The 23,845-nt window shown below is 70.8% G+C and carries 20 protein-coding genes, 1 pseudogene and 1 riboswitch; of the genes and pseudogenes, 9 read left to right on the top strand and 12 right to left on the bottom strand.

The window, feature by feature from the left end:
• Positions 1-453 precede the first annotated feature (453 nt).
• Positions 454-2,247: a cytochrome c oxidase subunit I gene (ctaD, locus tag ACIRP2_RS32380; protein WP_404256571.1), complete on the top strand. Its 1,794-nt coding sequence runs from the start codon at positions 454-456 to the stop codon at positions 2,245-2,247.
• 46 nt (positions 2,248-2,293) lie between these two features.
• Entirely contained in the window at positions 2,294-2,656 is a 363-nt protein-coding gene (locus tag ACIRP2_RS32375; protein ID WP_404256569.1) for a hypothetical protein, read from the top strand.
• Between the two features lie 265 nt (positions 2,657-2,921).
• Here ACIRP2_RS32375 and ACIRP2_RS32370 read toward each other — a convergent pair whose 3' ends face one another.
• Genes ACIRP2_RS32370 through ACIRP2_RS32360 form a run of 3 tightly spaced genes read right to left on the bottom strand, consistent with a single transcriptional unit; the run spans position 2,922 to position 5,707 of the window.
• Positions 2,922-4,106: a cytochrome P450 gene (locus ACIRP2_RS32370; RefSeq protein WP_404256567.1), complete on the bottom strand. Its 1,185-nt coding sequence runs from the start codon at positions 4,104-4,106 to the stop codon at positions 2,922-2,924.
• A 31-nt stretch (positions 4,107-4,137) separates the two neighbouring features.
• Positions 4,138-5,508, bottom strand: a complete 1,371-nt coding sequence (locus ACIRP2_RS32365; RefSeq protein WP_404256565.1) for an NAD(P)/FAD-dependent oxidoreductase — start codon at positions 5,506-5,508, stop codon at positions 4,138-4,140.
• The gene (locus ACIRP2_RS32360; protein ID WP_404256563.1) at positions 5,495-5,707 is read right to left on the bottom strand and encodes a ferredoxin; all 213 of its coding nucleotides are present in this window, start codon (positions 5,705-5,707) and stop codon (positions 5,495-5,497) included. The genes ACIRP2_RS32365 and ACIRP2_RS32360 overlap by 14 nt, the downstream gene beginning before the upstream one ends.
• Before the next feature lie 570 nt (positions 5,708-6,277).
• On the opposite strand from ACIRP2_RS32360, the gene ACIRP2_RS32355 reads away from it, so the two are divergent.
• Positions 6,278-8,128, top strand: coding sequence for a glycoside hydrolase family 15 protein (locus ACIRP2_RS32355; RefSeq protein ID WP_404256561.1), 1,851 nt, complete (start codon positions 6,278-6,280; stop codon positions 8,126-8,128).
• Positions 8,129-8,377: 249 nt separating this feature from the next.
• On the opposite strand, the gene ACIRP2_RS32350 is transcribed toward ACIRP2_RS32355, so the two are convergent.
• The 5 genes from ACIRP2_RS32350 to ACIRP2_RS32330 all read right to left on the bottom strand — a co-directional run bounded on the left by ACIRP2_RS32350 (position 8,378) and on the right by ACIRP2_RS32330 (position 13,622).
• On the bottom strand, positions 8,378-9,187 hold the full coding sequence (locus tag ACIRP2_RS32350; protein ID WP_404256559.1) for a (2Fe-2S)-binding protein: 810 nt from the start codon (positions 9,185-9,187) through the stop codon (positions 8,378-8,380).
• On the bottom strand, positions 9,184-9,972 hold the full coding sequence (locus ACIRP2_RS32345; protein ID WP_404256557.1) for an ABC transporter ATP-binding protein: 789 nt from the start codon (positions 9,970-9,972) through the stop codon (positions 9,184-9,186). Before ACIRP2_RS32345 ends, ACIRP2_RS32350 begins: the two co-directional genes overlap by 4 nt.
• The gene (locus ACIRP2_RS32340) at positions 9,969-11,024 is read right to left on the bottom strand and encodes a FecCD family ABC transporter permease (protein WP_404256555.1); all 1,056 of its coding nucleotides are present in this window, start codon (positions 11,022-11,024) and stop codon (positions 9,969-9,971) included. Before ACIRP2_RS32340 ends, ACIRP2_RS32345 begins: the two co-directional genes overlap by 4 nt.
• Positions 11,021-12,007 carry an ABC transporter substrate-binding protein gene (locus ACIRP2_RS32335; protein ID WP_404256553.1) on the bottom strand — a complete coding sequence of 329 codons (987 nt, stop codon included), beginning with the start codon at positions 12,005-12,007 and terminating at the stop codon, positions 11,021-11,023. Before ACIRP2_RS32335 ends, ACIRP2_RS32340 begins: the two co-directional genes overlap by 4 nt.
• Before the next feature lie 38 nt (positions 12,008-12,045).
• A riboswitch (cobalamin riboswitch) is annotated at positions 12,046-12,198 on the bottom strand.
• Between the two features lie 572 nt (positions 12,199-12,770).
• Positions 12,771-13,622 carry an NmrA/HSCARG family protein gene (locus tag ACIRP2_RS32330; RefSeq protein WP_404256551.1) on the bottom strand — a complete coding sequence of 284 codons (852 nt, stop codon included), beginning with the start codon at positions 13,620-13,622 and terminating at the stop codon, positions 12,771-12,773.
• 455 nt (positions 13,623-14,077) lie between these two features.
• Here ACIRP2_RS32330 and ACIRP2_RS32325 point away from each other — a divergent pair.
• Positions 14,078-14,239: pseudogene (locus ACIRP2_RS32325) on the top strand (LLM class flavin-dependent oxidoreductase); the annotation flags it as partial.
• 780 nt (positions 14,240-15,019) lie between these two features.
• Here the strand turns inward: ACIRP2_RS32325 and ACIRP2_RS32320 are convergent.
• Positions 15,020-17,011 (bottom strand): protein-arginine deiminase family protein, encoded by a 1,992-nt coding sequence (locus tag ACIRP2_RS32320; RefSeq protein ID WP_404256549.1) that lies wholly within the window; start codon positions 17,009-17,011, stop codon positions 15,020-15,022.
• 129 nt (positions 17,012-17,140) lie between these two features.
• Here ACIRP2_RS32320 and ACIRP2_RS32315 point away from each other — a divergent pair, with 129 nt between their 5' ends.
• The 4 genes from ACIRP2_RS32315 to ACIRP2_RS32300 all read left to right on the top strand — a co-directional run bounded on the left by ACIRP2_RS32315 (position 17,141) and on the right by ACIRP2_RS32300 (position 19,084).
• Positions 17,141-17,263 (top strand): hypothetical protein, encoded by a 123-nt coding sequence (locus tag ACIRP2_RS32315; protein ID WP_404256547.1) that lies wholly within the window; start codon positions 17,141-17,143, stop codon positions 17,261-17,263.
• Between the two features lie 342 nt (positions 17,264-17,605).
• Positions 17,606-18,031 carry an aspartate 1-decarboxylase gene (gene panD, locus ACIRP2_RS32310; protein ID WP_376279597.1) on the top strand — a complete coding sequence of 142 codons (426 nt, stop codon included), beginning with the start codon at positions 17,606-17,608 and terminating at the stop codon, positions 18,029-18,031.
• A gap of 30 nt (positions 18,032-18,061) precedes the next feature.
• Complete coding sequence (locus ACIRP2_RS32305; RefSeq protein ID WP_404256545.1) at positions 18,062-18,424, top strand: GNAT family N-acetyltransferase; 363 nt, start codon at positions 18,062-18,064, stop codon at positions 18,422-18,424.
• A 33-nt stretch (positions 18,425-18,457) separates the two neighbouring features.
• Positions 18,458-19,084 (top strand): aspartate/glutamate racemase family protein, encoded by a 627-nt coding sequence (locus ACIRP2_RS32300; protein WP_404256543.1) that lies wholly within the window; start codon positions 18,458-18,460, stop codon positions 19,082-19,084.
• 364 nt (positions 19,085-19,448) lie between these two features.
• On the opposite strand, the gene ACIRP2_RS32295 is transcribed toward ACIRP2_RS32300, so the two are convergent.
• The 3 genes from ACIRP2_RS32295 to ACIRP2_RS32285 form a co-directional block, all read right to left on the bottom strand.
• Entirely contained in the window at positions 19,449-19,892 is a 444-nt protein-coding gene (locus tag ACIRP2_RS32295; RefSeq protein WP_404256541.1) for a hypothetical protein, read from the bottom strand.
• Positions 19,893-19,894: 2 nt separating this feature from the next.
• Positions 19,895-20,383, bottom strand: a complete 489-nt coding sequence (locus tag ACIRP2_RS32290) for a MarR family winged helix-turn-helix transcriptional regulator (RefSeq protein WP_404256539.1) — start codon at positions 20,381-20,383, stop codon at positions 19,895-19,897.
• A gap of 336 nt (positions 20,384-20,719) precedes the next feature.
• Positions 20,720-22,111, bottom strand: a complete 1,392-nt coding sequence (locus tag ACIRP2_RS32285) for a tetratricopeptide repeat protein (RefSeq protein WP_404256794.1) — start codon at positions 22,109-22,111, stop codon at positions 20,720-20,722.
• Between the two features lie 315 nt (positions 22,112-22,426).
• On the opposite strand from ACIRP2_RS32285, the gene ACIRP2_RS32280 reads away from it, so the two are divergent.
• Positions 22,427-23,839, top strand: coding sequence for a M64 family metallopeptidase (locus ACIRP2_RS32280; protein ID WP_404256537.1), 1,413 nt, complete (start codon positions 22,427-22,429; stop codon positions 23,837-23,839).
• Positions 23,840-23,845 lie beyond the last annotated feature (6 nt).

Here is a 23,845-nt window from a genome sequence, read left to right as displayed (position 1 = left end):
GGCGCGACGAGGGCGGGGGAGCCGGAGCCGGGTGAAGGGACTCCGGACGGGGAGCCGGGCGCGGTGGGTGCTGTCTCTGTCATCGGGGCGCCGCTCTCTGGTTCCGTGTGCCGTATGCCGGGAAATCGCTCACCGGATCACCGCGGGGCTGGGACCGGTCCACGGACGGTCAGCCTACGGCAGCCACGGGCCGGGGGCCCGGCGGTGCACTGCCGCCGGGGCCGGCCCGGGTGAGGCCGGTCGGCCGTCCGACGGCTCCGCAGTAGGGCCGGTCGGCCCCGTGGAAGGTGCCTGTCGGTCCCTGGAGGGCTTCGAGGGGCACGGCCAGGATGGTGCGGCCGGGAAGGTCCGGCCCGTCCCCTCGTGATCCACCGGGCCTTCCCGACCGCTCCCCTCCGCCCCGTCCGGCCGGGGGGCGTTCGAAGAACCGCAACAGCTGGAGGACACGGTCCGGTGGACGCAATGGAATCGCAGGGCAGTCAGACCGCCCCCGCACAGGGGCCCTTGCCCCACGACCCGGGTGCCGCCACTGCCGACGCGCACTCCACCGGGAACGGCCGCGAGGCCGATCGGGCCGACACGAAGGAGCCGGCGGTGCGGCCCGGCACCGATCTGCCGGGCCGTTCGTCCCGCGGGCGGATCGTCGTCTCGTGGCTCACGACGACCGACCACAAGCAGATCGGCACGCTCTATCTCGTCACCGCGTTCGTCTTCTTTCTGATCGGCGGCGCGATGGCACTCGTGATGCGCGCCGAACTGGCCCGTCCCGGGACGCAGATCATTTCCAACGAGCAGTTCAACCAGGCCTTCACCATGCATGGCTCGGTGATGCTGCTGCTGTTTGCCATGCCGCTGTTCACGGGATTCGCCAATTGGCTCATGCCGCTTCAGATAGGCGCACCCGATGTGGCGTTTCCGCGGCTGAACATGTTGGCGTACTGGTTGTTCCTCTTCGGTTCGCTGATCGCCGCCGCGGGGTTCCTCACTCCCCAGGGAGCCGCCGATTTCGGTTGGTTCGCCTACGCCCCGTTGTCCGATGCCACGCATTCACCGGGCATCGGCGCCGACATGTGGATCATGGGTGTGGCGCTTTCCGGTTTCGGTTCCATTCTCGGAGCGGTGAACTTCATCACCACCATCATCTGCATGCGTGCCCCGGGAATGACCATGTTCCGGATGTCCATCTTCACCTGGAACGTACTGCTGACCGCCGTGCTCATCCTCCTGGTCTTCCCGGTCCTGGCCGCCGCGCTCTTCGCTCTGGAGATGGACCGGAAATTCGGGTCACACATCTTCGATCCCGCGAACGGAGGCGCGCTTCTGTGGCAGCACCTCTTCTGGTTCTTCGGCCACCCGGAGGTCTACGTACTGGCTCTGCCGTTCTTCGGCATCGTGTCCGAGATCATTCCGGTCTTCTCCCGGAAACCGATGTTCGGCTACATCGGTCTCGTCGCCGCGACGATCGCCATCGCCGGACTGTCCGTCACCGTCTGGGCCCACCACATGTATGTGACCGGTGGCGTACTGCTGCCCTTCTTCGCCTTCATGACCTTCCTGATCGCCGTACCGACCGGAGTGAAGTTCTTCAACTGGATCGGCACGATGTGGAAGGGATCGCTGTCCTTCGAGACACCGATGCTGTGGACCACCGGATTTCTGATCACCTTCGTCTTCGGCGGACTGACCGGAGTCATCCTGGCCGCACCGCCACTTGACTTCCATGTCTCCGACTCGTACTTCGTCGTCGCCCACTTCCACTACACGCTCTTCGGCACGGTCGTGTACGCGATGTTCGCCGGATTCCATTTCTGGTGGCCGAAGTTCACCGGCAAGATGCTCGACGAACGCCTGGGCAAGATCACGTTCTGGGTGCTGACGGTCGGCTTCCACCTCACGTTCCTCGTGCAGCACTGGCTCGGAGCCGAAGGAATGCCGCGCCGGTACGCGGACTATCTCGCCGCCGACGGTTTCACCGCTCTCAACACCCTTTCCACCATCGGCTCATTCCTTCTCGGACTGTCGTTCCTGCCCTTCTTCTACAACGTCTGGAAGACCAGCCAGTACGGCCGGAAGGTCACCGTCGACGACCCCTGGGGTTACGGCCGCTCCCTGGAATGGGCCACGTCCTGCCCTCCGCCCCGGCACAACTTCACCGCCCTGCCCCGCATCCGCAGCGAGTCCCCGGCGTTCGATCTGCACCATCCGGAGATCGCCGCGCTCGAACTCGAACCCGCTGTATCGAACTGACCGTTCCGTCCCCCCGTAAGCCCCGTCCTCAGGAGAGTGCTGCCCGATGTCCCACGGTGTTCTGGCGGTCGGTGTCGTCGTGCTCCTCGCATCCGGCAACGTCTGGTACCTGCCTGCCTACGTCGATCTGCGGGCGGGCCAGGACCGGCCGCACTCCAGGCGGCTGGCCGCGGCCGCCGTGCTGACCGGTTGGGGATCGGCGGCCCTCACGATGTTTCTGCTGCTCATGCCGGTCGATCCGGGCATGGTCGCGGTGCTGGCGGTCGGGGGCACCACCGCCGTGGTGTCCCTGACCGTCCAGGCGTGGCGGCGGCGGGGCCGGGAGCGGCGTGAGGAGGAGGCTCGCTGGTCCGCGCTCTTTCCGGTACGGACCGCCGGCCCGGTCGAAGCCGCCGAGGACGAGCGCTGATCCGCTGCTCGCGCACCGGAACGCCCCACCGGCCTCGGCAGGCCTCGGCAAGTCGGACCGGGTCCGACGCGAGGCGTCGCCGAGGCCCCCTGAGGCTTCAGGACCGCAACGGCGAGCCGGGCGAACGCCGCAACACCCGGGGGTCGCGTCGTCGTGCTGAGCAGGCCGAGCCGCGAGTCCCCCGTCCCGCGGCACCGCGGGACGGGGGACTCGGTGTCACGCCCTGGAGGTCGGGACGGTGCCCGAGAGACAGCCGTCGATCACCTCAGAGCTGAACGAGCAGGTGGCGGGGACCGCGAAGCATGGCGTTCTGCCGGTAGGGAGGCGGATCCTGGACCAGGTGCGCCTTGCTGAGCCAGGGGACCAGCGCGCCGAGCGCGGCCTGGGCCTCCAACCGGGCCAGGGGACCGCCGTAGCAAAGGTGAATACCGCTGCCGAAGCCGAGGTGCTGGTTGTCCTGGCGGGTGGGGTCGAACCGGTCGGGCTCGTGGAACCTCATGGGGTCGCGGCTGCCCGAGGCCAGCGCGAGGACGACGGACGCGCCTGCGGGGATCGTGGTGCCGGAGACGTCGATGTCCGCGTGGGGGATGCGCTCACGCATGTGGACGGGGGGTTCGTAGCGCAGCAGTTCCTCCACCGCTCGCGGCAGCAGGTCGGGGTCACGGCGCAGATGGTCCAGGTGCTCAGGGTGGCGCAGCAGGGTGAGCACCCCGTTGGTGATCAGGTTGACAGTGGTCTCGTGTCCGGCGATGAGCAGCAGTACGGCGGTTTCCGCGAGCTCCTCCTGAGTGAGCCGCAGGGCCGGGTCCGGCTCGTTGACGAACGCGGAGAGCATGTCGTCGGTCGGCCGGCCACGGCGCTGTTCGGCGAGCCCGACCAGGTATCCGCCCATCTCGATCCGCGCCCGGTCGCCGGCCTGGTCCGTCTCGGTGGTGTCCTTGTCGGGCCGGACGTCGGCGGCTGTGACCAGAGCGTCGGACCAGGCCCGGAACTTCGGTTCGTCCTCGTGGGGGACGCCGAGCAGGCGGCAGATCACCGTGACGGGCAGCGGGTAGGCGAAGTCGTCGACGATGTCGACCTGCCGGCCTGCCTCGAAGGATGCCAGCAGTTCCTTGGTGATCCGGTCGATCTCGCCGCGCATGGCGTCGACCCGGCCCGGGCTGTGCGGTGGCCCGAACGGCCGCATGGCCAGGGTGCGCAGCCGGTCGTGCTCCGGGTCGTCGAGCCGCAGGAAGGGCGGCTTGTGGGTCACTTCGCCACGGGTGCGCGGGTCGACACTCATCCGTGGGTCGTGAAGCAGTGCGGCGATCTCGTGGTACGTGCCGATCAGGTAGCTGCCGTCCGCCTGCCGGACCACGGGACCGGCCGCGCGGAGTTCCGCGTACAGCGGATAGGGGTTGGGGCGGCTGGCGTAGTCGGTGATCCGGGCCAGCAGGGTCTCGGAGTCCATGGTGGCTCCTCGTCGTGGGACGGGGCGTGGGTCAATGCGTGGGCTGCACCACGCTCAGTCGACGGTCGGGCAGGTATCCGGTGAGCGCCACGGTCGGGCCGTGGGACAGCCCCTTCGGATCCGGTACGTCGGACGGAACCGGTACGTCGGCCGCGAGCGCACGGTCCTGCGCGCCGGGCGGGGGCGGGAACGGGGCCGCGGTCTCGATCAGGTGCCGGTAGTAGTCGAGCGACTTGGCCATGTCGACGGTGACCGCGGCGGTGATCCGCCCCTGGTAGCCGTAGACCATTACCAGACGGCGCGCCTCCAGGGAGCCCTGGGCGATGACCACGTGGTCGGAGTAGGTGGGTACGCCGACGGACTTGATGTTGAGCCCGAACTGGGTCGACCAGAACGTCGGGATGGCCAGGTGCGGGCGCTTCATGGGCCCCGGGCTGATCATGTTGTGGGCCGCCACCTCGGCCTGCTCCACCGCGTTGCCCCAGTGCTCCAGGGAGAGCATCTGATAGCCGAACAGCGGGTGGGGGAACCGGGAGACGTCACCGGCCACGAAGACGTCGTCGGTGACGATGCCGTACATGTTGAAGGCCCGGCACCCGGCGTCGCAGGCGATCCCGCGCGGGCCCGCCGCCAGTCCGGAGTCGGCCAGCCACTCGACGTTGCGGACCGCCCCCAGGGCCACGACGCACACGTCCGCCTCCACACGGCTGCCGTCGGACAGGTCCGCGCCGGTCAAACCGCCGTTGCCGCGCAGGGCGGTGACGGTGACCCCGGTGCGCAGGTCCACGCCGTGATTGCGGTGCATGACGGCCGCGAGTTTCGACAGGGTGCCGCCGAGCGCGCCCACCAGGGGTGCGGGGCCGCGTTCGGCGACCGTGACGTCCAGTCCGCGTTCGCGGCAGGCCGAGGCGATCTCCGAGCCGGTGAACCCGGCGCCGATCACCAGCACCCGCTTCGGCCCGGCGTCCAGTCGCTCGGCCAGCCCCGCGGCGTCCTCACGCGTGCGCAGCGTGAACACTCCGTCCAGGGCGCCCTCCGCCGCGTTGGGCCAGGGCCGCGCCCGGGTCCCGGTGGCGATCAGCAGACGGTCGTACGGCAGCGACTCCCCGTCGGCCAGCAGCAGCCGCTTCTCCAGAGGGTCCAGACCGGTGGCGGCCACTCCCAGCCGCCAGTCGGCGCCCGGGTCCCGGCGCATCGGCAGTTCGGTGGTGTCCGCCGTCGCCTGGCCGAGCAGTACCTGCTTGGACAGTGGCGGCCGGTCGTAGGGCGGATGGGGCTCGTCCCCGACCACCGTGAGGGAGCCGGTGAAGCCCTCCTCGCGCAGTGTCTCCGCGGCCCTCAGCCCGGCCAGCGACGCACCGACGATCACGATCCGGCCGTCCCGGAGTTCACCGGCGGCCATCGGGATTCACTTCCTCACCGACGAGGATGGCCTGGACCGGACAGGCCGCCGCGGCCTGGCGCACGCGCTCGGCCTGGTCGTCCGGGACGGCTGTGGCGTACAGCAGTCCTTCCGCGCCGTGCAGTGTGAACATCTTGGGTGCGAGGAACACGCACTGCGCATAGCCCTGGCAGCGCGTGAGGTCCACAACGGTTCGCATCCGCACCACTCCCTCTGTCGCCGCACCCCCCTCTTCTCCAGCATGGGACGAGCACCGCAGGCTCGCACGGCGACCGCTCGCGGGGCGCTGCCGGGGCAGCCGTCGGCCCATGCGCAGTCGAGGCCGAATCCGGCGGTGGGACCCACGCGCGTGAACGCTTCGGGGAACGGCCCAGTTGTTCTGCGGTGCGGCTGGTCTCCTCGGCCTGCGGGCCGAGGCGGCCTGCGGGGGTGAGCACCGTCTCGACGGCCGGGCAGGCTCTCTCCGGTGTCCGGCGCGGGTGGGGGCCTGGACGTACCGGAAGGAGCAGATGGAGAAGGCGCCCCCGTCCCCTTCGAAGCCGTCGGGGCCGGTGCGACCGCGGCACGGGCAGCGGTCCGCTCGCCGAACCGTGGGACCACACCCGTCGTCGCGCGGCGGTGACCTTCACGCGCGGCATCGGCGTCGATCGGGTGAGTGGCCGGTGCGGCGAGGTGGCCACGGGCCGGGGGAGCCTTCTTCGGTGCTCCTCTGGCGTCCCCGGCGGACCGGGACGACAGTGGAAGGGGGTTTCAGGAAGGCGACAGGACGATGGACCGCTACCCACCCATCGCCGACCACGGCCTCGTCGGCGACTTGCAGACGGCCGCCCTGGTTTCTTCCCAGGGGGTCGTCGACTGGTTCGCAGCCCCCCGGTTCGACTCGCCCAGCATTTTCGCCGCCCTGCTCGATCACGACCGAGGGGGCCACTTCCTGTTCGCCCCGCAGGATCGGGGCGCCACCTGCAAGCAGTTGTACTATCCCGACACTGCGGTCCTGGTGACGCGTTTCCTGTCGCCCGACGGCGCCGGCGAGATCTTCGACTGCATGCCGCCGGACCGGACCGGCAGGGTCACCGACCGGCATACGCTGATCCGCGGAGCGCGGGCAGTACGCGGCAGTGTGCGCTTCGCGCTGGAGTGCCGGCCGCGGTTCGACTACGCCCGGGCCGACCACGAGGTCGACCTCCGCGACGGCACCGCCACGTTCCGGGCCCCGGGTGTCACCGCGTATCTGCAGAGCACGATTCCCCTGCAGTTGGACGGCAGGGACGTACGGGGTGCCGTCACCCTGAACGCGGGGGAGGTGGCCGCCGCGGTGTTCACCGTCGACACCGTGGACGGACTGCAGCCCCCGGATCCCCCGACACCGGACAGTGTGACCCGGCGGTTCTGGGACGTGGTGGAGTTCTGGCAGCGCTGGGTCGGCGCCTCCCGGTACCGCGGGCGCTGGCCGGGCGCGGTGCACCGATCGGCCATCACTCTGAAACTGCTCACCTACGCCCCGACGGGTGCTCCGGTCGCCGCAGCCACCATGGGCCTGCCCGAGCGGATCGGAGGGGAACGCAACTGGGACTACCGGTACACCTGGATCCGCGACGGTTCTCTGTCGGTGCGGGCCCTGCTCGACCTCGGGTACGTCGAAGAGGCGGCGCAGTTCACCCGCTGGCTGGGAGACCGCTTCCGAGCCCATGACGCCGTCGGAGGTGAACCGCTGCAGATCATGTACCGCGTCGACGGGGACCATCGACTGCCGGAGGAGGAGCTCACGCATTTCGAGGGCTATCGCGGCTCGTATCCGGTGAGGGTCGGGAACGGCGCAGCCGATCAGCTCCAGCTGGACATCTACGGCGAGGCGCTCTACGCCCTGGCCGAGGGCGGCGACATCACCATGCGGGCCGGCTACCACGGCTGGAAGAACGTCGCCCGGACGCTGGACTGGCTCGCCGACTCCTGGGACCGGCCCGACGAGGGCGTGTGGGAGACCCGCGGCGGGCGCAAGGACTTCACCTTCAGCCGAGTGATGTCCTGGGTGGCCCTCGATCGGGGGCTGCGACTGGCGACCGAGTACAGCCGTCCCGCCGACATCGCCCGGTGGACCGCCTCTCGTGATGCCATCCTCGAACAGGTGATGGAACGCGGCTGGAACGAGAGGCAACAGGCGCTCGTGCAGCACTACGGAGGCGAAGTCCTCGATGCCGTGCTGCTGCTCATTCCCCGGGTCGGCTTCCTGACTCCGAGGACGGAGAGCTGGCTGTCCACGCTCGATGCCATCGAACAGAGCCTCGTGTCGGACAGCCTCGTCTACCGCTATGACCCGGAGGCGTCCCCCGACGGACTGCGCGGCTGCGAAGGCACCTTCAGCCTGTGCACCTTCCTCTACGTGGACGCCCTCGCCCGCGCCGGGCGCCTGCGCCCCGCACGCTATGCCTTCGAGAAGATGCAGACCTACGCCAACCATGTCGGCCTGTTTGCCGAGGAGATCGGCCCCAGCGGTGAGCAACTGGGCAATTTTCCCCAGGCGTTCACCCATCTCTCATTGATCATGGCCGCCACGACTCTGGACGATGCCCTCGACCGGCAGCGCATCGAGACCTCCGCTGCCCGCTCGGACGAGCGGTGAGCCGCCGCGCCCCGTCCTCGTTCGGTTCAGCGAATGGTCGGCTGCCCTCGACGAGGACCAGGAGGACTGGAGTGGACGAAGGCTTGCCGGGGCCACGTGTTCGTTTCGCCGGCGATGGCTGGAGCAGGCGCAGCCGCCGCCGTTCACACCCTTGACGATGTCGACCGAGCACGTCGAAGGACGCGTACCAGGCATCGTCTCAGGAGAAGTTGTTCCACTTCGCCGCGCGGGCGAGGACGGCCGTCGGAGTCAGGACCTTCGACGCGTGGGCGCCGCCGTCGGTGTCGTCGCACTCGTAGGTGCCGGCGTCATGTAGGCCCGTAGCCGCTCCTCGCGGCTCGTCAGACAACAGCTCGCACAGCGCACCGCCTCCGCACTCGTGTAGTACAGGCAGCAGGTGTTGCGCAGATAGACCAGCCGCTCCGAGCCGTCCGGCGCTCGTCGGACCCGTACCACCTCGCCCAGCGCCGCGAGTCCGCCGGGCGCGGTGTCCACGAACTGCCGCCAACGGACCGCCAGTAGATCCACCTGTTCGCCGTACGCACACAACGCCGTGGCGCAGCCATGGGCGATCCCTCCACTCAACTGCCGTGCCCCGGCGCGGGTACGACGGTGCAGCGCATCGGCGATGGGCAGCAGATGCCCGTCGAGCACGGTGCGGTGCAGCAGCCGTACGGAGTCCTCCCCGACCCGGGGCGCCAGCAGCCGGGCTCCGCGCACCCGGACTCCGCCGATCCCGTGCGTGGCGGGGCGCACCAGGACATTGACGGACCGCATGTCCGGGACCTCGTCGTACAGCGCCCAATGGAGCACGGCGGCGGCGGTGACCCAGCCCGCGTACACCGCCATCAGGGTCAGTGCGGCCGCGTGATCGGTGCGGTGGCCGCTGCCGGTGCGTTCGTGCTCCAGCAGACCGGACAGCTCCGTGCCCGCCGGATCGGCCAGTCGGTCGGCTGCCAGCCACCGTCCTGCTTCGCTCGCGGGCGGTTCGCCTTCGGTGACCTGCCAGCGCGGCCCGTGCGGCAAGGGCGTCCAGACGGAGGAGGTGGCGTCCCTCATGACAGCGGGAGGTAGACGACGTTGGGGGAGCCGGTGACCGGGTGGACGCCGATCCGGGATCGTATCCCGTAGACCTCGGCCAGCAGTTCCTCCGTCAGTACCGCGTGCGGGGAGCCGGACGCCACCAGTCGTCCGGCGCTGAGGACGAACAGCCGGTCGCAGTAGGAAGCGGCCAGGTTGAGGTCGTGCAGCACCAGCAGATTGGTGGTGCCCAGCGTCCTCACCAGGCCGAGGATCTCCAGCTGGTAGCGGATGTCCAGATGGTTCGTGGGTTCGTCGAGCGCCAGCAGCCCCGGCTCCTGGACCAGGGCGCGGGCGATCAGGGCCCGTTGCCGTTCCCCGCCGGACAGCTCTTCGAACCGCCGGTCCGCCAAGGGCGCCGCGCCGACGCGCCGGAGCGACTGGTCGATGCGGCGGGCGTCGTCGGCGTCGTCCTGCTCCCAGAACCGTTTGTGCGGGCTTCGGCCCATCGCCACGACCTGGCGTACGGTCAGGCCGAAGGTGCCGAAGCTGTCCTGCGGTACGACGGCGACGCGGCGGGCCCGTTCCTTCACGCCGAGGGCCGCGGCGTCCGCTCCGTCCAGCAGAACCCGACCCGCCGCGGGGCGCAGAGCGCCGTACACACAGCGCAGGAAAGTGGTTTTGCCGCTGCCGTTCGGCCCGACCAGGCCGACCGTCTCGCCGGGGGCGGCGTCCAGCGTGACCGCGTCGAGCAGGGTACGGCCGGCCACCTGGTAGCTGATCCCGTCGGCGGCGAGCGCTGTCGCGGACGGTGCCGGACTCATCCGGTGATCCCTTCGGTACGGCTGGAGCGGCGCAGCAGCCAGAGGAAGAACGGACCGCCGAGCAGGGCGGTGATCACCCCGGCGGGAATCTCTTCGGGGGCTGCCACGGTTCGGGCCAGCAGATCGGCCAGCAACAGGAAGACGGCCCCGCCGAGCGCGGTCACCGGCAGCAGTCCGCGGTGGGACGCGCCGACGATCAGCCGGGCGGCGTGCGGAATCATCAGGCCGACGAAGCCGATCGCCCCGCTGTACGCGACCAGCACGCCGATGATCAGCGAGACCAGCACGAAGACCCCGCCCCGGAAACGCCCGGGGTCCAGGCCGAGGCTGCGGGCCCCTTCCTCTCCGGTCAGCAGCAGATCCAGCGGGCGGGCCAGGCTGATCAGGAGCACGGCCCCGACGCCCAATATCGCTGCGGGCAGCGCCAGTTGGTCCCAGCGGGCGCCACCCAGGCCGCCCAGGGTCCAGAACAGGATCGCCCGCACATGCTCGGCCCGGGAGGACAGCACCAGGATCAGGCTGGTGAACGCGGACAGCACGTACTGGATCGCCACCCCGGCCAGGATCAGCCGGCCCGTCGTCATGGTGCCGCCGCGCCGGGCCATCGCGTAGACGGCGACCAGCGCGGCCATGGACCCGGCGAACGCGGCAATGGGCAGCGCCACGTCGGTGGCCGCTCCGGCGCCGACCCCCAGCACGACGACCACGGCGGCGCCCGCCGACGCCCCGGACGAGGCGCCCAGCAGAAACGGATCGGCCAACGGGTTGCGCACCAGCGCCTGGAGCACCGTGCCCGACAGGGCCAGCCCGGCGCCGACGACGGCCCCGAGCAGCACCCTGGGCAGCCGTACCTCCCACACGATCGTCGGGTACGCACCGGTGCGTTCACCGCCCAGGACCGTACTCAACACCTCGCCCGGCGGTATCCGTACCGGACCGAGCGCCAGACCGGCCACCGCCGCCGCGAGCAGCAGCACCGTGAGAACGCCGATCACGACGGGGGTCGAGCGGAGGACGGACTTCGGACCGGGGCGGGCGGACTCCGCGCTCACGGGGTGCCGGGGTGCAGCTGCCCGGCCAGGTCCTGCACGGCGTCGGCGACCCGGACACCGAGCACGGCCGAGGACAGCGGGAGTACCGCGAACCTCTTGTTCTTGATCGCCGGCACGTCCGCGAGTGCCGGATCGTTCAGCAGCCGCTTCTTCTTGGCCGCCACCGTGGTGCCGCCGTAGTCGTAGATCACGACCACCTCGGGCTTGCGCTTGATGACCTGCTCCCAGGACACGTCGCCGAAGGTGGCGTCGAGGTCCGTGAAGACGTTCCTGCCCCCGGCGAGCCGGACGATCTCGTTGCCGATGCCCCTGCCGCCCGCCGTGAAGGCGGAGCTGTCGCCGGAGTCGTACACGAACACCGAGGGACGTGAGGAGCCCTTGAGCCCTGCCTCGACCGCCGTGATCTTCTGTCGCTCCTCGGCGATCAGCTTCTCGCCGCGCTCCGGTACGCCGAAGGTCCTGGCGACTTGGGTGATCTCGGTGGCGAGCTGATCGATACCGACCTTGCCGCTGGTGCAGTTCTCGATGTTCAGCCGGGTGTTGATGCCGTCCTTCTGGAGCCCCGCCCGGTCCTGGCCCTTGGCCTTGTCGAAGGCGCTGTTGTACCCGCCGTAGACGAAGTCGGGGTTGGCGCCGAGCAGTACCTCCTTGGAGGGGTACTCCTTCGCCAGCACCTTGGCCCTGGCGTACGCGGACCGGTACTCCGGCAGGATGCTGTCGTCCAGGTAGGCCGTCCCGGCCAGCCGGTCCTGGAGCCCGAGGGCGAGCATGATCTCGGTGACGTGCTGGTTCATGGTGACGACGCGCTTCGGCGGGGCGTCGAAGGTCGTCTTCGTACCGCAGTTGGTGACCGTGTAGGGAAAACCGTCGGCGGCCGGTGCGGCCTCTGCCTCGCCCTCGCCTCCCGTGCCGGAGCCGCAGCCGGTGAGCGGCAGCAGAAGCAGTGGTATGAGCGCGAGTGGTACACGGCGGATCCGGGGCATGGCCGAGCCTTTCCGGGGGATGTCCTCGTCCCCTGGGTCGTACGAGAAGGCGGCGCGGCCAGTATCTGGCTTCCGGGCTGCTGCAGCCCGGTCACAGTGGCGGGACCGTACCGGATTCACACCGGTTTCCTGACATGCGTCGCCCGAGTTTTCGAAGCCCATTCTGTCAGACCGCGAATTCCGCCAGGGCCTGACCCTTGCACGGCCGGCGCCGGGCGGCCCCGGAGGCCGATGTACGCGGCGACCGACAGCATCCGATCAAGGTTCGGGCTGCTGTGGTGTCGGTGGTCAGGCGTCGCCCGCGTCTCTCGATATTCCCCCGCTACAGCCGTGTTTCCCGAGGCATTGACGCTCTGCCCGTCCACCACGGCGGCGGTCGGCCGTGCGCTACGGCCGTTGGCGCGGTGGGTGCGTCCCGCGACAGGTCGTGGGCCTGCTGAGTGGTGCCGTCGAGTCGGCATCAGGTCGGCCTGCGTCGTGGCCGAGTTCCCCGCTTGCCGACCTTCCGCCGTTGCGTGGACGCGGTGCTGATCCCCGACGCCGCTCGGACGGTGCGGCGTTCGAAGCGGCGTGTGAAGGCACGACAGGTGGGCTCGCGCACGCACCCGCGTGCGCCGCAGCAAGCCGACGGAGCCTCAGAAGACCCTCGAAGCAGCAGACTTCGGCCCCGGCTCCTTCTCCGTCGTGCCGGACTGAGATCCGGGGGGCGACGGGGCTCGCCGGGCGTGCTCGTGCGCGCGGCCCGGCGAGCCGGCCGGCCGGTTCAGCCGGCGGCGGTCCAGGCGTGCTGCGCCCAGTGGGCGAAGCCGGTCCAGGGGATCTCCGGATGGGCGGCGTGGAGGGCGGGGATGTCGACGCGGTAGCCGGGCCCGTTCAGGAACGTCCACATCGCGTGCATGTCCGGATTGCCGATGGCCGCGAGCGGTACGTACTCGTGGCGGACCTCGCGTCCCAGCGCCGCACCGAGCGCGGCCGCCATCTGCGTGGGCGTGGGCGCGTCGCCGGCGAGCTCGATGCGCTGCCCGACGTACCGAGCGGGGTCGAGCAGCACTTCCGCGGCGAACGCGCCGAGGTCCGGCCTGGCGAGTTGCTGCAACGGCCGGTCGGGCGGCAACGGCAGGTCGAGTACGCCGTCGAGGATGCGCCGCGCTCCGCCGAGCGCGTTGTCGAAGAAGTAGGTCGGTCCCAGGATCGTGTACGGAACGTCGCCCGCGATCAGTTCCGCCTCGATGCGCGCCTTGCTCTCGAAATGCGGTACCCCGCTGTCCTGGTCGGCCCCGGCGACCGAACTGAACACGAGATGCGCAACGCGCTCCCGTGCCGCGGCGGTGAGGATGGCCCGCCCCTGCTCCACCTCGGCCTCGATCCCGGCCTCGAAGGGCGTGGTGAACGCGAAGACACCGGCCGCCCCCTTCATGGCCGCGGCGAGCGAGCCGGGATCGCTCAAGGATCCCGCCACCACCTCGACACCCTTCTCGGCCAGTTGTCGTGCGGCGCTCCGGGAGGGGTCGCGTACCAGCGCCCTGATCCGGGTCCCGCGGGCCAGCAGCGCGTCGGTCACGGCCCTGCCCTGACCACCGGTCGCCGCAAGCACCAAGACCGGTTCGTCGACCATCGAAGAACTCCTTTCCGAGTAGCGGGGGCGGCGGATCGCCTGCCTGCCCGGCGTTCATCATCCCCGCCGGACGACGGCGCACGGTGCCGACAGGCGGGAGCAGGGCACTGGTGGACTCGAATCCGTGCACGCACAGTCACGACGCTCGTGCGATCGGCGCCTGGCGTTCCTCACCTCGCACGAGTACCGGAAAGAAAGAGAGATCCGTGTAGTTCGGCATTCTCATCCACGGTCGGGGACGTGACGCCCGATCCGACCACGGGCCGCACTCCGTCGGAACACGAACGCATCAAAGGGCTGTCCCGTCATCCCTGGTGGATCAGCGCGCGGCGTCGGATGCGGTGCATCGCAAGGCGGAGGGACGTCCGCATACTGGATGTATGCGGATGTTCCGACAACGCGGCGAGGTGCCGTAGCCGTCGTCGCGCGCCCGCCAGGGGTTACGGGACAGCCCTAAGGCGATGGTCGCCATCGCGCTCAAGGCGGAGGGCGTGGGCCTGGACGTCTTCGCGACCGGTGAGTACCACAACCTGCCGTTCGTGCCGTCGTCCCCGACGACGCTGCTCGGCTACGTCGCCGCCCGCACCGAGAGGCTGATCTGGCCGGCTCCAACATCTGCCGGTGCACCGGCTACGAGCCCATCCGACGCGCCATCACGCGCGCTGCCCGCGAGCAGCGGGAAGGAGCATCGTGAACGGTTGCGTCCGTTCCGGGGGCGCCGTGTGCCGGGTGATGTCCGGAGCCGGCGGACCGGCCGACGGCGAACCGGACATGGGAATCGATGTGGCCTCCGCAGAGGGCCCTTGGCCTGCAAAAGCAGGCAGGGAGCGCGGGGCGGGTCGAGGATGAACCGCACGAGGGGCCCTTCCGGTCGGTGGTGACCGTGATCGGTGCGTTCAACCACGCCGGTACACCTGTTCCGCGGACGCCAGGCCGCTGTCCCAGGCCCAGGCGGCGATGCCGACGCGGTTGCGTACGGTCAACTTGCGCTGGAGGCCGGCCACATGGGACTTGCCCGCTCGTCCGGCGCACCGCGGGCACCAGAAGGGTGAGCAGCGCGCAGGTCTCCAGCACCCACCACAGGACCGTGGCGTCGAGGACCGGACCCCGGTAGCAGACGGTCAGCACCAGCGAGGCCGCGGCGGTGAGCCAGGACCACCGCCGGGCCGCGCGGGGCAGGGGCAGGCGCGTCGCCGTGGCCACCGCCGTGCCGGACGTCAGTAGTCCCCCGGCGACGATCGCGACGCCCGCGGTGGACACGGTCGCCCATGCGGCGGCGGCCAGGCCCACGAGCAGCAGCCCGCCGAACAGGCGCTGGAGAGGCAGGTACCGGTCGCTCATGAGCACCGACCTTATGAGACAGGGCAGTTCGACGCCCCGAGGGCCCGGCGTCGGGCTCACTTCCGCTCGGTCCACCACGGCCGGGTGCCGGACGGGTCGCGCAGTGCGTTGGTCGCGCAGTGCACCTCTCCGCCGACCGTGCCCCGGTGGTGCGAGTAGTCCCAGTCCTCCACCCAGGAGATCCGGGTTCCCGTACCGCTCAGGGCCTTCTCCGCCGCTCGTTCGAAGGTGTCGCGACCGTCAGCCAGCGGGGAGTGCTGACGTGGCGCGAGGTAGACCCCGGTGCCGGTGCTCACTCCGTTGGCCGCGCCGGGCAGGTAGTTGGCGACGAGGTCCCGGCGCGGATATCCGGCGGGCAGGTCGAGTTCCTCGAACAGGGCGGGTACACGGACGACATGACGAGAGATCAGGCCCATTTCTCCGTTCAAGGTGCGCAGGGCGGATTCGATGCCCTTCCGGGCGATCTCGGTGCCGCGGGTCAGCGAGGGGTCGCGCAGGGCGCCCGCGACGGTGAGGCCGGGCTTCGCGGTGTCCTGCGGCGCGATTCCGCGGACGAGCGGTTCGCCGCCCCGGCCCTTTTCCACGAGATCTTCCAGGAGTTTCCGTCCCAGTTCGGGATCGGCGACGACGGCCACCCAGCCCTGGTCGTTCCGGGCCGGGACGAAGGACAGGAACTCGTCCACATGGCCGACCCCCAGCCAGCTGGTGTCCACGGCTATCGGCTGCTGGTATCCCTGCGCCGCCAGCATCCGGGTGAAGGTCGTGTCCGGGGACTCCTTGCCGCCCGTCCCGCCGTAGACCACCCGGCCCACCGGGTGGCGTCGGCCCCGCCAGGTGTACGGCGGGAGGATGCCGAAGTTTCCTGTGGAGCTGAACGAACCGTAGTACTGGCTGTCGTCACCGCCGACGCGCGTGGCGTCGTACTGCTGGATCACGCCCGTACCGGGGCCTCGGAGCAGCGAGAACGCGCTCCGCGAGGCGTCCCTGAGCGGGAAGGCGGGTGTGGCCGTGCCGGGCATCACGTCCGCGGACCGCACGAGGACGGTGATCCGGTGTTCCCGGCCGCCCGGCGCGGGGATGGACGCGTAGGCGGTCTTGAAGAGGTCCTGCATCCAGACGTCCCCGCCGGTGGGGTAGTTGTACAGCGGTGCGGGCAGCCCGGCCCGGTCGAGTCCGCGGCGCAGATCGCGGCGGAAGGCGGCTTCCCCCGGCTGTACGGGTCGGGGCTGCGCGGCGGGATCGTACGGCTTGCCGCGCTCGACCTCGGCGGGCGCGGTGGTGTGGTCGGCCGTCATCAGCTGCCGTATCGGCATCAGGTCGTGCTGGAACACCAGCGGCGCGACCCGGAGCCGGACCCGGTCCTCGGTCGTGGTGCCACCGCCGTTCACCCGGAGAACGAGGTCGGTGAAGCCTGCCCACGTCCGCGGGTCGCGGATGAAGTCCGTGGCTTCCACGCCGAGTCGTATGCCGTGGCGCAGTTCGTCGGCGGTCAGTCGGTCCTCGGGGCTGAGCAGGACCATGCGGCCGTGGCGCCGGGCGAAGATCCGGACGTACGCCCGGGAGGCCGGGTCGGCGGCGACGGTGGCCGTGGTGCCGACGGTGACTCGTGCGGCGGTGAGGTACGCCGGCGCGAGGTCGGCGAGGTCGGCGGCGCCGTTGATGACGGTGTCCGCGGCGTCGCCGCAGCCCGCCAGCCGCTCGTCGGGCAGGCGTTCGCCGCCGGGGCCTGCGGCGGGGCAGCGTCGTTGGTCGTCATCCACGTTGGGCAGCATCAGCGCACCGCGGTCCTGGGTCCACGCGCCCTTTCCGGCGTCGTCGGCCGGAGTGAGCAGACCGTCCCGGTCGCTATCCACACGGATCACCGGCCGGGGTGACGTGGCGTAGGCCGGCTGGGCCGGGAGCACCCCGGCCGCGACCGTGAGAAGAGCCGACCCCAGCGCCCCGGCGCTGCCGGGGATCCGGCGGGAACGCGGGCGCCCGGGGGCACGGGTGCGGGTGCGGGTCAGGGAGGCGGCGGCCGGGAAGGCCGGCGGTGTCTCGTCGTCCATGACTCCACCCTCGCCCGTGGCCGCGCAGGGGACATCCGTCCGATGGCCGGTCCCCCGCGCGGACGACGGCGCCCCCTCATACTTTCGGCGGGGTGGCCGTACTCCGTCTCCTGGTCGCCCTGGCGGGACGTGCCGGAACGCCACAGCCCGTGGGACCGGGTCCACGACCTGTTCCGCCGCCGGCAGCGGGATGGCACCTGGGCCGGGCTCGTCACCCGGCTCCAGGCCGAGGCGGACGCGAAGGGCACCTGATCACCTGGGACGTGAACGTCGACTCCACCGTCGGCCGGGCCCACCGGCACGCCGCCGGGGCGTCGAAAAAGGGGACCTGCAAAAGGAGTTGCCCGGCGGCAACGCCGTCGAGTCGGCAGACCACGGCCTCGGACGCTCCCGAGGCGGGCTGACCAGCGAGATCCACCTCGCTGTCGAACAAGGCCGGAAGACTGGTGAGGCGTCAGAGAAGTCAGCAACGGATCAGTGTGAGTCCTCGAACACCCGGCGGCAGCTGACCACGCATGCGAAACGATGTAGCCTCCGAAGACCGCCCTTGACCTGCAAAAGCAGGCAGGGAGCAGACAGATCGGGAGTTTCTTCGTGCTTCGCACCATGTTCAAGTCCAAGATCCACCGTGCCACCGTCACCCAGGCCGACCTGCACTACGTCGGTTCCGTGACCGTCGATGCCGAGTTGATGGAGGCCGCGGATCTGCTGCCCGGTGAACTGGTGCACATCGTCGACATCGACAACGGTGCCCGCCTGGAGACGTATGTCATCGAGGGCGAACGCGGCTCCGGTGTCATCGGTGTCAACGGCGCCGCCGCCCACCTCGTCCACCCCGGTGACCTGGTCATCCTGATCAGTTACGCCCAGGTCGAGGACGCCGAGGCCCGTCGGTTGACCCCGCGCGTCGTGCATGTCGACGCCGGCAACCGTATGGTCGGGGTCGGCGCCGACGCCTCCGAACCCGTGCCCGGCACCGCCACCGAACGGAGCCCGCGCGCCGTCGTCCCGGCGCGCTGACCCGGCTCGACCGCTGAGGGAGCACCCGCCATGGCAGAACGGACCGGCCGGATCGAACTCGACGTCCGCGACGACCGCGCGAGCGGACATCTGCTCGCCCACGAGAACGGCAAGGCCGTCGGAGTCGTCGCGTACTTCGTGATGGACGGCGAGCCGGCCGCACTGGTCGCCGTGCACACCGTCGTCGAACCCGGCCACGAGGGCAAGGGCATCGCGGGTGCTCTCGTCGAGGAGTTCTACGCCATGGCGGGACGTGAGGGCGTGCCCGTCGTCCCGCTCTGTTCGTACGCCGCGAAGTGGGCGGAGCGGCACCCCGACAAGGCTCCCGCGGCGCCGGAGGAACTGGTGGAGCAGGCGAAGAAGCAGCTCGCGTCCCGACCCGAGCTGTACTGATCGGCGGCGGGCGAAGGCTGTAGCGTTCGGGCGGTGACACTCGCACTGCTGCACACCTCGCCCGTCCACGTCCCCGTCTTCGACGCCCTTCGGGACGCGGACCATCCCGGACTCGCCCTGCGCCATCTCGTGGACGAGGATCTGCTGCTCCGGGCCGGGGAGTCGGGTCCCGAATCGGTGTCGGACGAGATCCGGGCGCTGCTCGCGGGCGTTGTCGCGGAGGGGGCCTCCGCCGTGCTCTGCACGTGTTCGACCATCGGTGCGGCCGCCGAGTCGGTCTCGGCGGCCGTCGGTGTCCCCGTGCTGCGTGTCGACCGTCCGATGGCGGCCGCTGCCGCGCGGCGGGGGCGCGTGGTGGTTCTCGCCGCGATCACCGGCACTCTGGCACCGACGGTCGCACTGCTGGCGGAGGAGGCGGGGGAGCGGTCGGTCGACGTCCGTGCCGTTGTGGTCGACGGGGCCTGGGCGTGCTTCGAGGCCGGTGACCGGGACGGCTATCTGGACCTGATCGCGGCCGCGGCCGACGCGGTGACGGAGGCCGATGTGATCGTGCTGGCCCAGGCATCCATGGCCGACGCGGTTTCCCGGACGGTCACCCGGATCCCGGTGCTCTCCAGCCCCCGGTCGGGCCTGACCGCCGCCGTCGCGGCGGCGCGCTGAGGCGCCGGACGGGGTGCGGAGAAACCCGGGCGGAGCATCCCGAACCCGTACGCATGGACTCACCGGGCGCGGGCAGCCGCTCCGGGAGACGGTGGAAGGAGATCCACCCCGAACCGCTCGGAGGCCCCCGATGTCCGATCCGTATCCCGACCCCGTCCCCCCGGCTCCCACCCCCGGACCGATGCCCGGGCCGCCGTCACCGCTTCCGGAGCCGCCGCCACCGCCGCCCGGACCCGTTCCGCCCGGCCCCTCGCCGGATCCCATTCCGCAGCCGCCCACACCGGAACCGCAGCCGTCACCCCAGCCGGCCGCATGACCGTGCCGGGGAGTGCCCGACGGGGCCGGGGCGCTCGGGCGGCTTGTCTCAGACCCCGGCCATCGCCGCGTTCGCCCGCGCCGTGACCTCGGTGAGCACGCGGCCGGCCGCTGCCAGGTCCTCGGCCGGCAGATCCCCGTACAGCCGGGCCGTGATCTCGGCGATTCCGGCCCGGTTCGCCTCCTGCAGGGCACGACCTGCTGCCGTGAGCGCGAGGTGCGGAGTGTCGCCAGGGAGCTCTGCCACCAGCCCTGCGGCGGCCAGTTCGGCCAGCACCGATTCCGCGGCTTCCGCGTCGATCTTCAGTGTGCCGGTCATGCGGTCGACGAGCCAGGCAGGCTCCGTCGCCGCGCCGCGGTCCGCGGTGGCGTTCAGTGCCACCGACTGGTGGAACGTGGTTCCCGTGGCGGCCAGCAGTCGGTCGAGCAGGGCCCGGGTGGCGTAATGGGCCTGGCCGATGACCTGGCCGTTGAGGGTCGGTGTGGCAGACATGACTACTCCTGGGTCTCGTCGGTGGACGGGCTTGGGACTGAGGGAATCGGAACGTCGAGAAGAGCTGTCACGGTGCGGATGAACGCCTCGGTGTCCGCACCGTCCAGACCACCCAGCGGGGCCAGTTGCTGATCGAGGAGATCGCGCACGACATCGACCGCGCGGAGCGTGACCGTGCGCCCCGCGTCGGTCAGCGAGAGCTGGACGGCCCTGGTGTCGCCGGGGTCGGTCGTGCGCTCGATGAGCCCCGCGGCCTCCAGGGCGCGGGCGAGCTTGGACACGTAGAGCGGTTCGAGGCCGGCGTGGTCCGCCAGTCGGCGCTGACTGGGCCGCAGCCCCGACCGCTGCATCGCGAGCAGGGATCCCAGCAGGGAGTACTGCGCGTGTGTCAGGCCGAGCGGCCCGATCGCCCGGTCGACGGCCACCCGCCACTTCATGGACAGGCGCCAGACCAGGAAGCCGGGGGTCGGTCCCTCAGATGTGCTGCTCATGAGAATTAAAGTACATGGATACTATGTACATGGCTATTAAATTCTCCTGAAGCCCTCCGGGAATCACCGGGCCCCGTGCCGTCTCCACGGTCCCGGCCGCACCGTCGACGGACCTCGGCGATCATGCCCTTCCGGTCCGCGGCCCGACTTCCGCACGACGTCCTCCAGGAGGCGGCAGGTGCGTCGCATCAGAGGCCGCGCGGGTCCGCGACCGGGCCGTGCGCGGCGGTCCGCTGTCCCGTACCGCCGTCGGGATCGTGGGCTGGTCCCCCCGGCCGGAACCGGCCGTCCGGCCGGATACGGGCCCTTGCCTCCGGCGCGGCGGGTGCCGTCCGTTCAACCGGTCCGTCGGGGCGTTCCAGGTGCGGGGGTGTGGCGGGCCGACGGTCCGGACCCGTCGGACGGAACCCGGGCCGTGGGCGGGCGCACCGGCGCCGGTCCCAGCGTGGTGCTGCCGGGGGAGGCGCGGTGCCCGAGTCCGGTCCGGTACGCGTCCATCGCCGCCTCGGTACGGCCGAGGCGGCGCAACAGATCCCCCAGCAGCCGGCAGATGTCCGCGAGATCGCCCGCCGCGCCCGCCCGTTCCAGCAGGGCCAGTGCCGTGACGTAGTGTTCCTCGGCGGCTTCGAGATCCCCCTCGTCCTCGTGGACGAGGCCGAGCAGCCGGTGTGCGCCACCGGCGTGGACCGACCCGCGTTCGGGGTGGAGTTCGCCCAGGAGCCGGTGCAGCAGTTCCCTGGCCTCGGCCGTCCTGCCGCTTCGGCGCAGTACGTCCGCCAGCTCCACCTCCACCTGTGCCGTGTACAGCGCGGCCCGCTTCGACGCCAGCATGTCGCGGGCGGCACGCAGTTCGGCCTCGGCGCCGGACAGGTCGCCGTCCTGTGCGCGCACGTAACCACGCATCCAGTGGCAGTGCGCCATCTCCGTGCGGATCTGGAGCTGCTGGTAGATCTCGGCGGCCTTCGCGAGGGAGGCGTCCGCCTCCGTGGTGCGGCCCGCCGCGATCAGCGTGCGGGCGACGCTCCGGTGCAGTCCGGCGACCAGCTCGGGATCGGACACCTGCGGTGCGAGAGCCAGCGCCAGCTCACCCGCCTGTGCGGCGCGGGCGTGGGCGCCCATGTCCATGTACGGGGCGATCGAGGCCGTGTACAACAGCAGGAGCGCGCCGGGGTCCTGCAGCCCGGAGGAGCTCAACTCGTCGATGGCGCTCTCCAGCAGGTAGCAGGCGTAACGGAGTTCGCCCGCCAGGAGATGGGCGACCGCTCTGCCGCGGACGGCCGGGGCGCGCCGGGGGAGCGGTGCGTCCCGGAGGATCCGCTCCGCGGCCTCGAAGTGCTCACGGGCCACGGGCAGATCACCCGTCTCCAGCGCGCACTGGCCGAGCCCGAGGAGCGCCGTGGCGCGTTCCTCGCCGAGGCCGAGATCCTCGGCCTCGGCGAGCAGCCGGGAGTAGCCGACGGCGGCGTCCTCGGCGGCGCCGGTGGCCAGCGTCCGCTGGGCCTCCACGAGTCTCAGTCGCAGATCGGTCGCGAGATGGGCGGGGCGCCCCGTCGCCAGCTCCTCGTACGTCACGCCGAGCCGCTCCGCGAGATGGCGCACGGCCGCATCCGACGGGCGTACCCGGCCCGCCTCCAGAGTGGAGACGTAGGCCGCCGTGTACGCGGGCTCGGCGAGCTGGCGTTGAGTCAATCCACGTTCGGTACGCAGTCGTTGTACGCGCCGCCCGATGGCTTCGGCGTCGCTGCCCCGTCCGTGCGGGGAGTTCGGGGTGTGGGCGTCGTGCGGTCCGTCTCCCGGGGACGTGCCGGCTCCTCGTCCCGCTGTGCGCTTCTCGTTCACGGCGCCCGTCCTTCCGCCTCGCCCGGCCTCGAAATGTGGCCCATGCATCGTAAATGCCCGGTTGGGTGGCTCAACCGACAGGCACCCCGGTCTTGTTGGGAGCGCCGCGCGCTTCTATGTTAAGCCTCGACTTAAGTCGATTTAACTCATGGGTTATGTGACGACGGAGGGCCCGAAGTGCCCAGAGAACCGGAGGGGTTGTCCATGCACATACGCTCCCGAGCGCGCCGAGCAACGGGAACGGTGGCGGGATTCGTTCTCGTCGGCCTCCTGGGGGCGGCCGCCGCGCCCGCCTCCGCGTCGGTCACCGCCGCGGACGGCGACGGCGGCCGACGCGTCCAGGCCGAGTACTTCCCCGACCCCGGCGGTCCGGGCAGGACCGTGGAGGTCCCCGCGACCACCTCCGCTCAGCGGGGCAGGGGTCCCGCCGCCCCGCTGAGCGCTGCCGGAGCCGCCGTCGACGGCACGGTGGGCCGACAGGCCGTGACCGGCCCCACCGGCGACCGATTGGACGTCGTGATCATCGGGGACGGCTACACGGCGGACCAGCAGGACGACTTCCACGCGGACGCCACCGCCAAATGGGCGGACATCACCGCCCTGGAGCCGTACAGGAGTTACCAGGGGCTGTTCAACGTCTGGACCGTCGACGCCGTTTCGCGTGAATCCGGTATCAGTGGCGATCCCGGAGCGGACACCACCCGGGACACCGCACTCGGCAGCTACTTCTGGTGTGCGGACACCGAGCGGCTGATCTGCACCGACATCGACAAGGTGGCCGCGTACGCCGCGAAGGCCCCGGCGGCCGACCTCGTGGTGGTGATCGCCAACTCCACCAAGTACGGAGGCGCGGGATACTCCGGACTGCAGGCCGAGGGGTACCCCTTCGGCGGGGTCTCCACGCTCTCCTCCGACCACGCCTCGTCGAGCCTGATCGCCGCTCATGAGATTGGGCACTCGGTGGGTCTGCTCGACGACGAGTACACGTACGACGCGTACGGCACCTGGACCGGAGGCGAGCCGGGTGGAATCAACTCCACCACATACACTCCGGCACAGCTCACCGAGAAGCGCGCCAAGTGGTACCGCTGGCTGGGGCGGAACGACCCGGCCGGTGGCACGGTCGGTACGTACGAGGGCAGCGCCTACTACCCGTTCGGCATCCATCGCCCGACCGCCTCATCGATCATGCGCGAGCTGAGCAACACCGAATTCAACCTGCCCGGACGTGAGGCGATGATCGCGGGGTTCTACCGCGCGGGCAACGCGCTGAGCAGCACCGTCGACAGGGAGACGACCGTAGGCCGGGGCCGCGGTATCACGGTGACGCTCGCGAGCCTCCAGGCTGCCGGTACCAAGCCCCACGCACACCGGCCCGGCGGCGCCGACGGACTCGCCAGGACCGATCTGCGCTGGTACGTCGACGGCGTCGAACGAGTCTTCGCCCGGGGCCGTACCTTCGTCACCCCGGCCTCGCTCGGTGTCCGCGCGGACGGCCGCGGCCACAACGTGACCGCCGAGGCGGTCGACCGCACCGAAGCCATCCGCGACCCCGCGGTCCGTGCCCTGGCAACGGAGACCCTCACCTGGCGTGTCGCGGCGACCGGGCACCGGTAGCAGGTC

This window comes from Streptomyces sp. NPDC101194, assembly GCF_044767885.1.
Lineage (GTDB): Bacteria > Actinomycetota > Actinomycetes > Streptomycetales > Streptomycetaceae > Streptomyces.
This window is presented reverse-complemented; position numbering and strand designations above follow the sequence as displayed.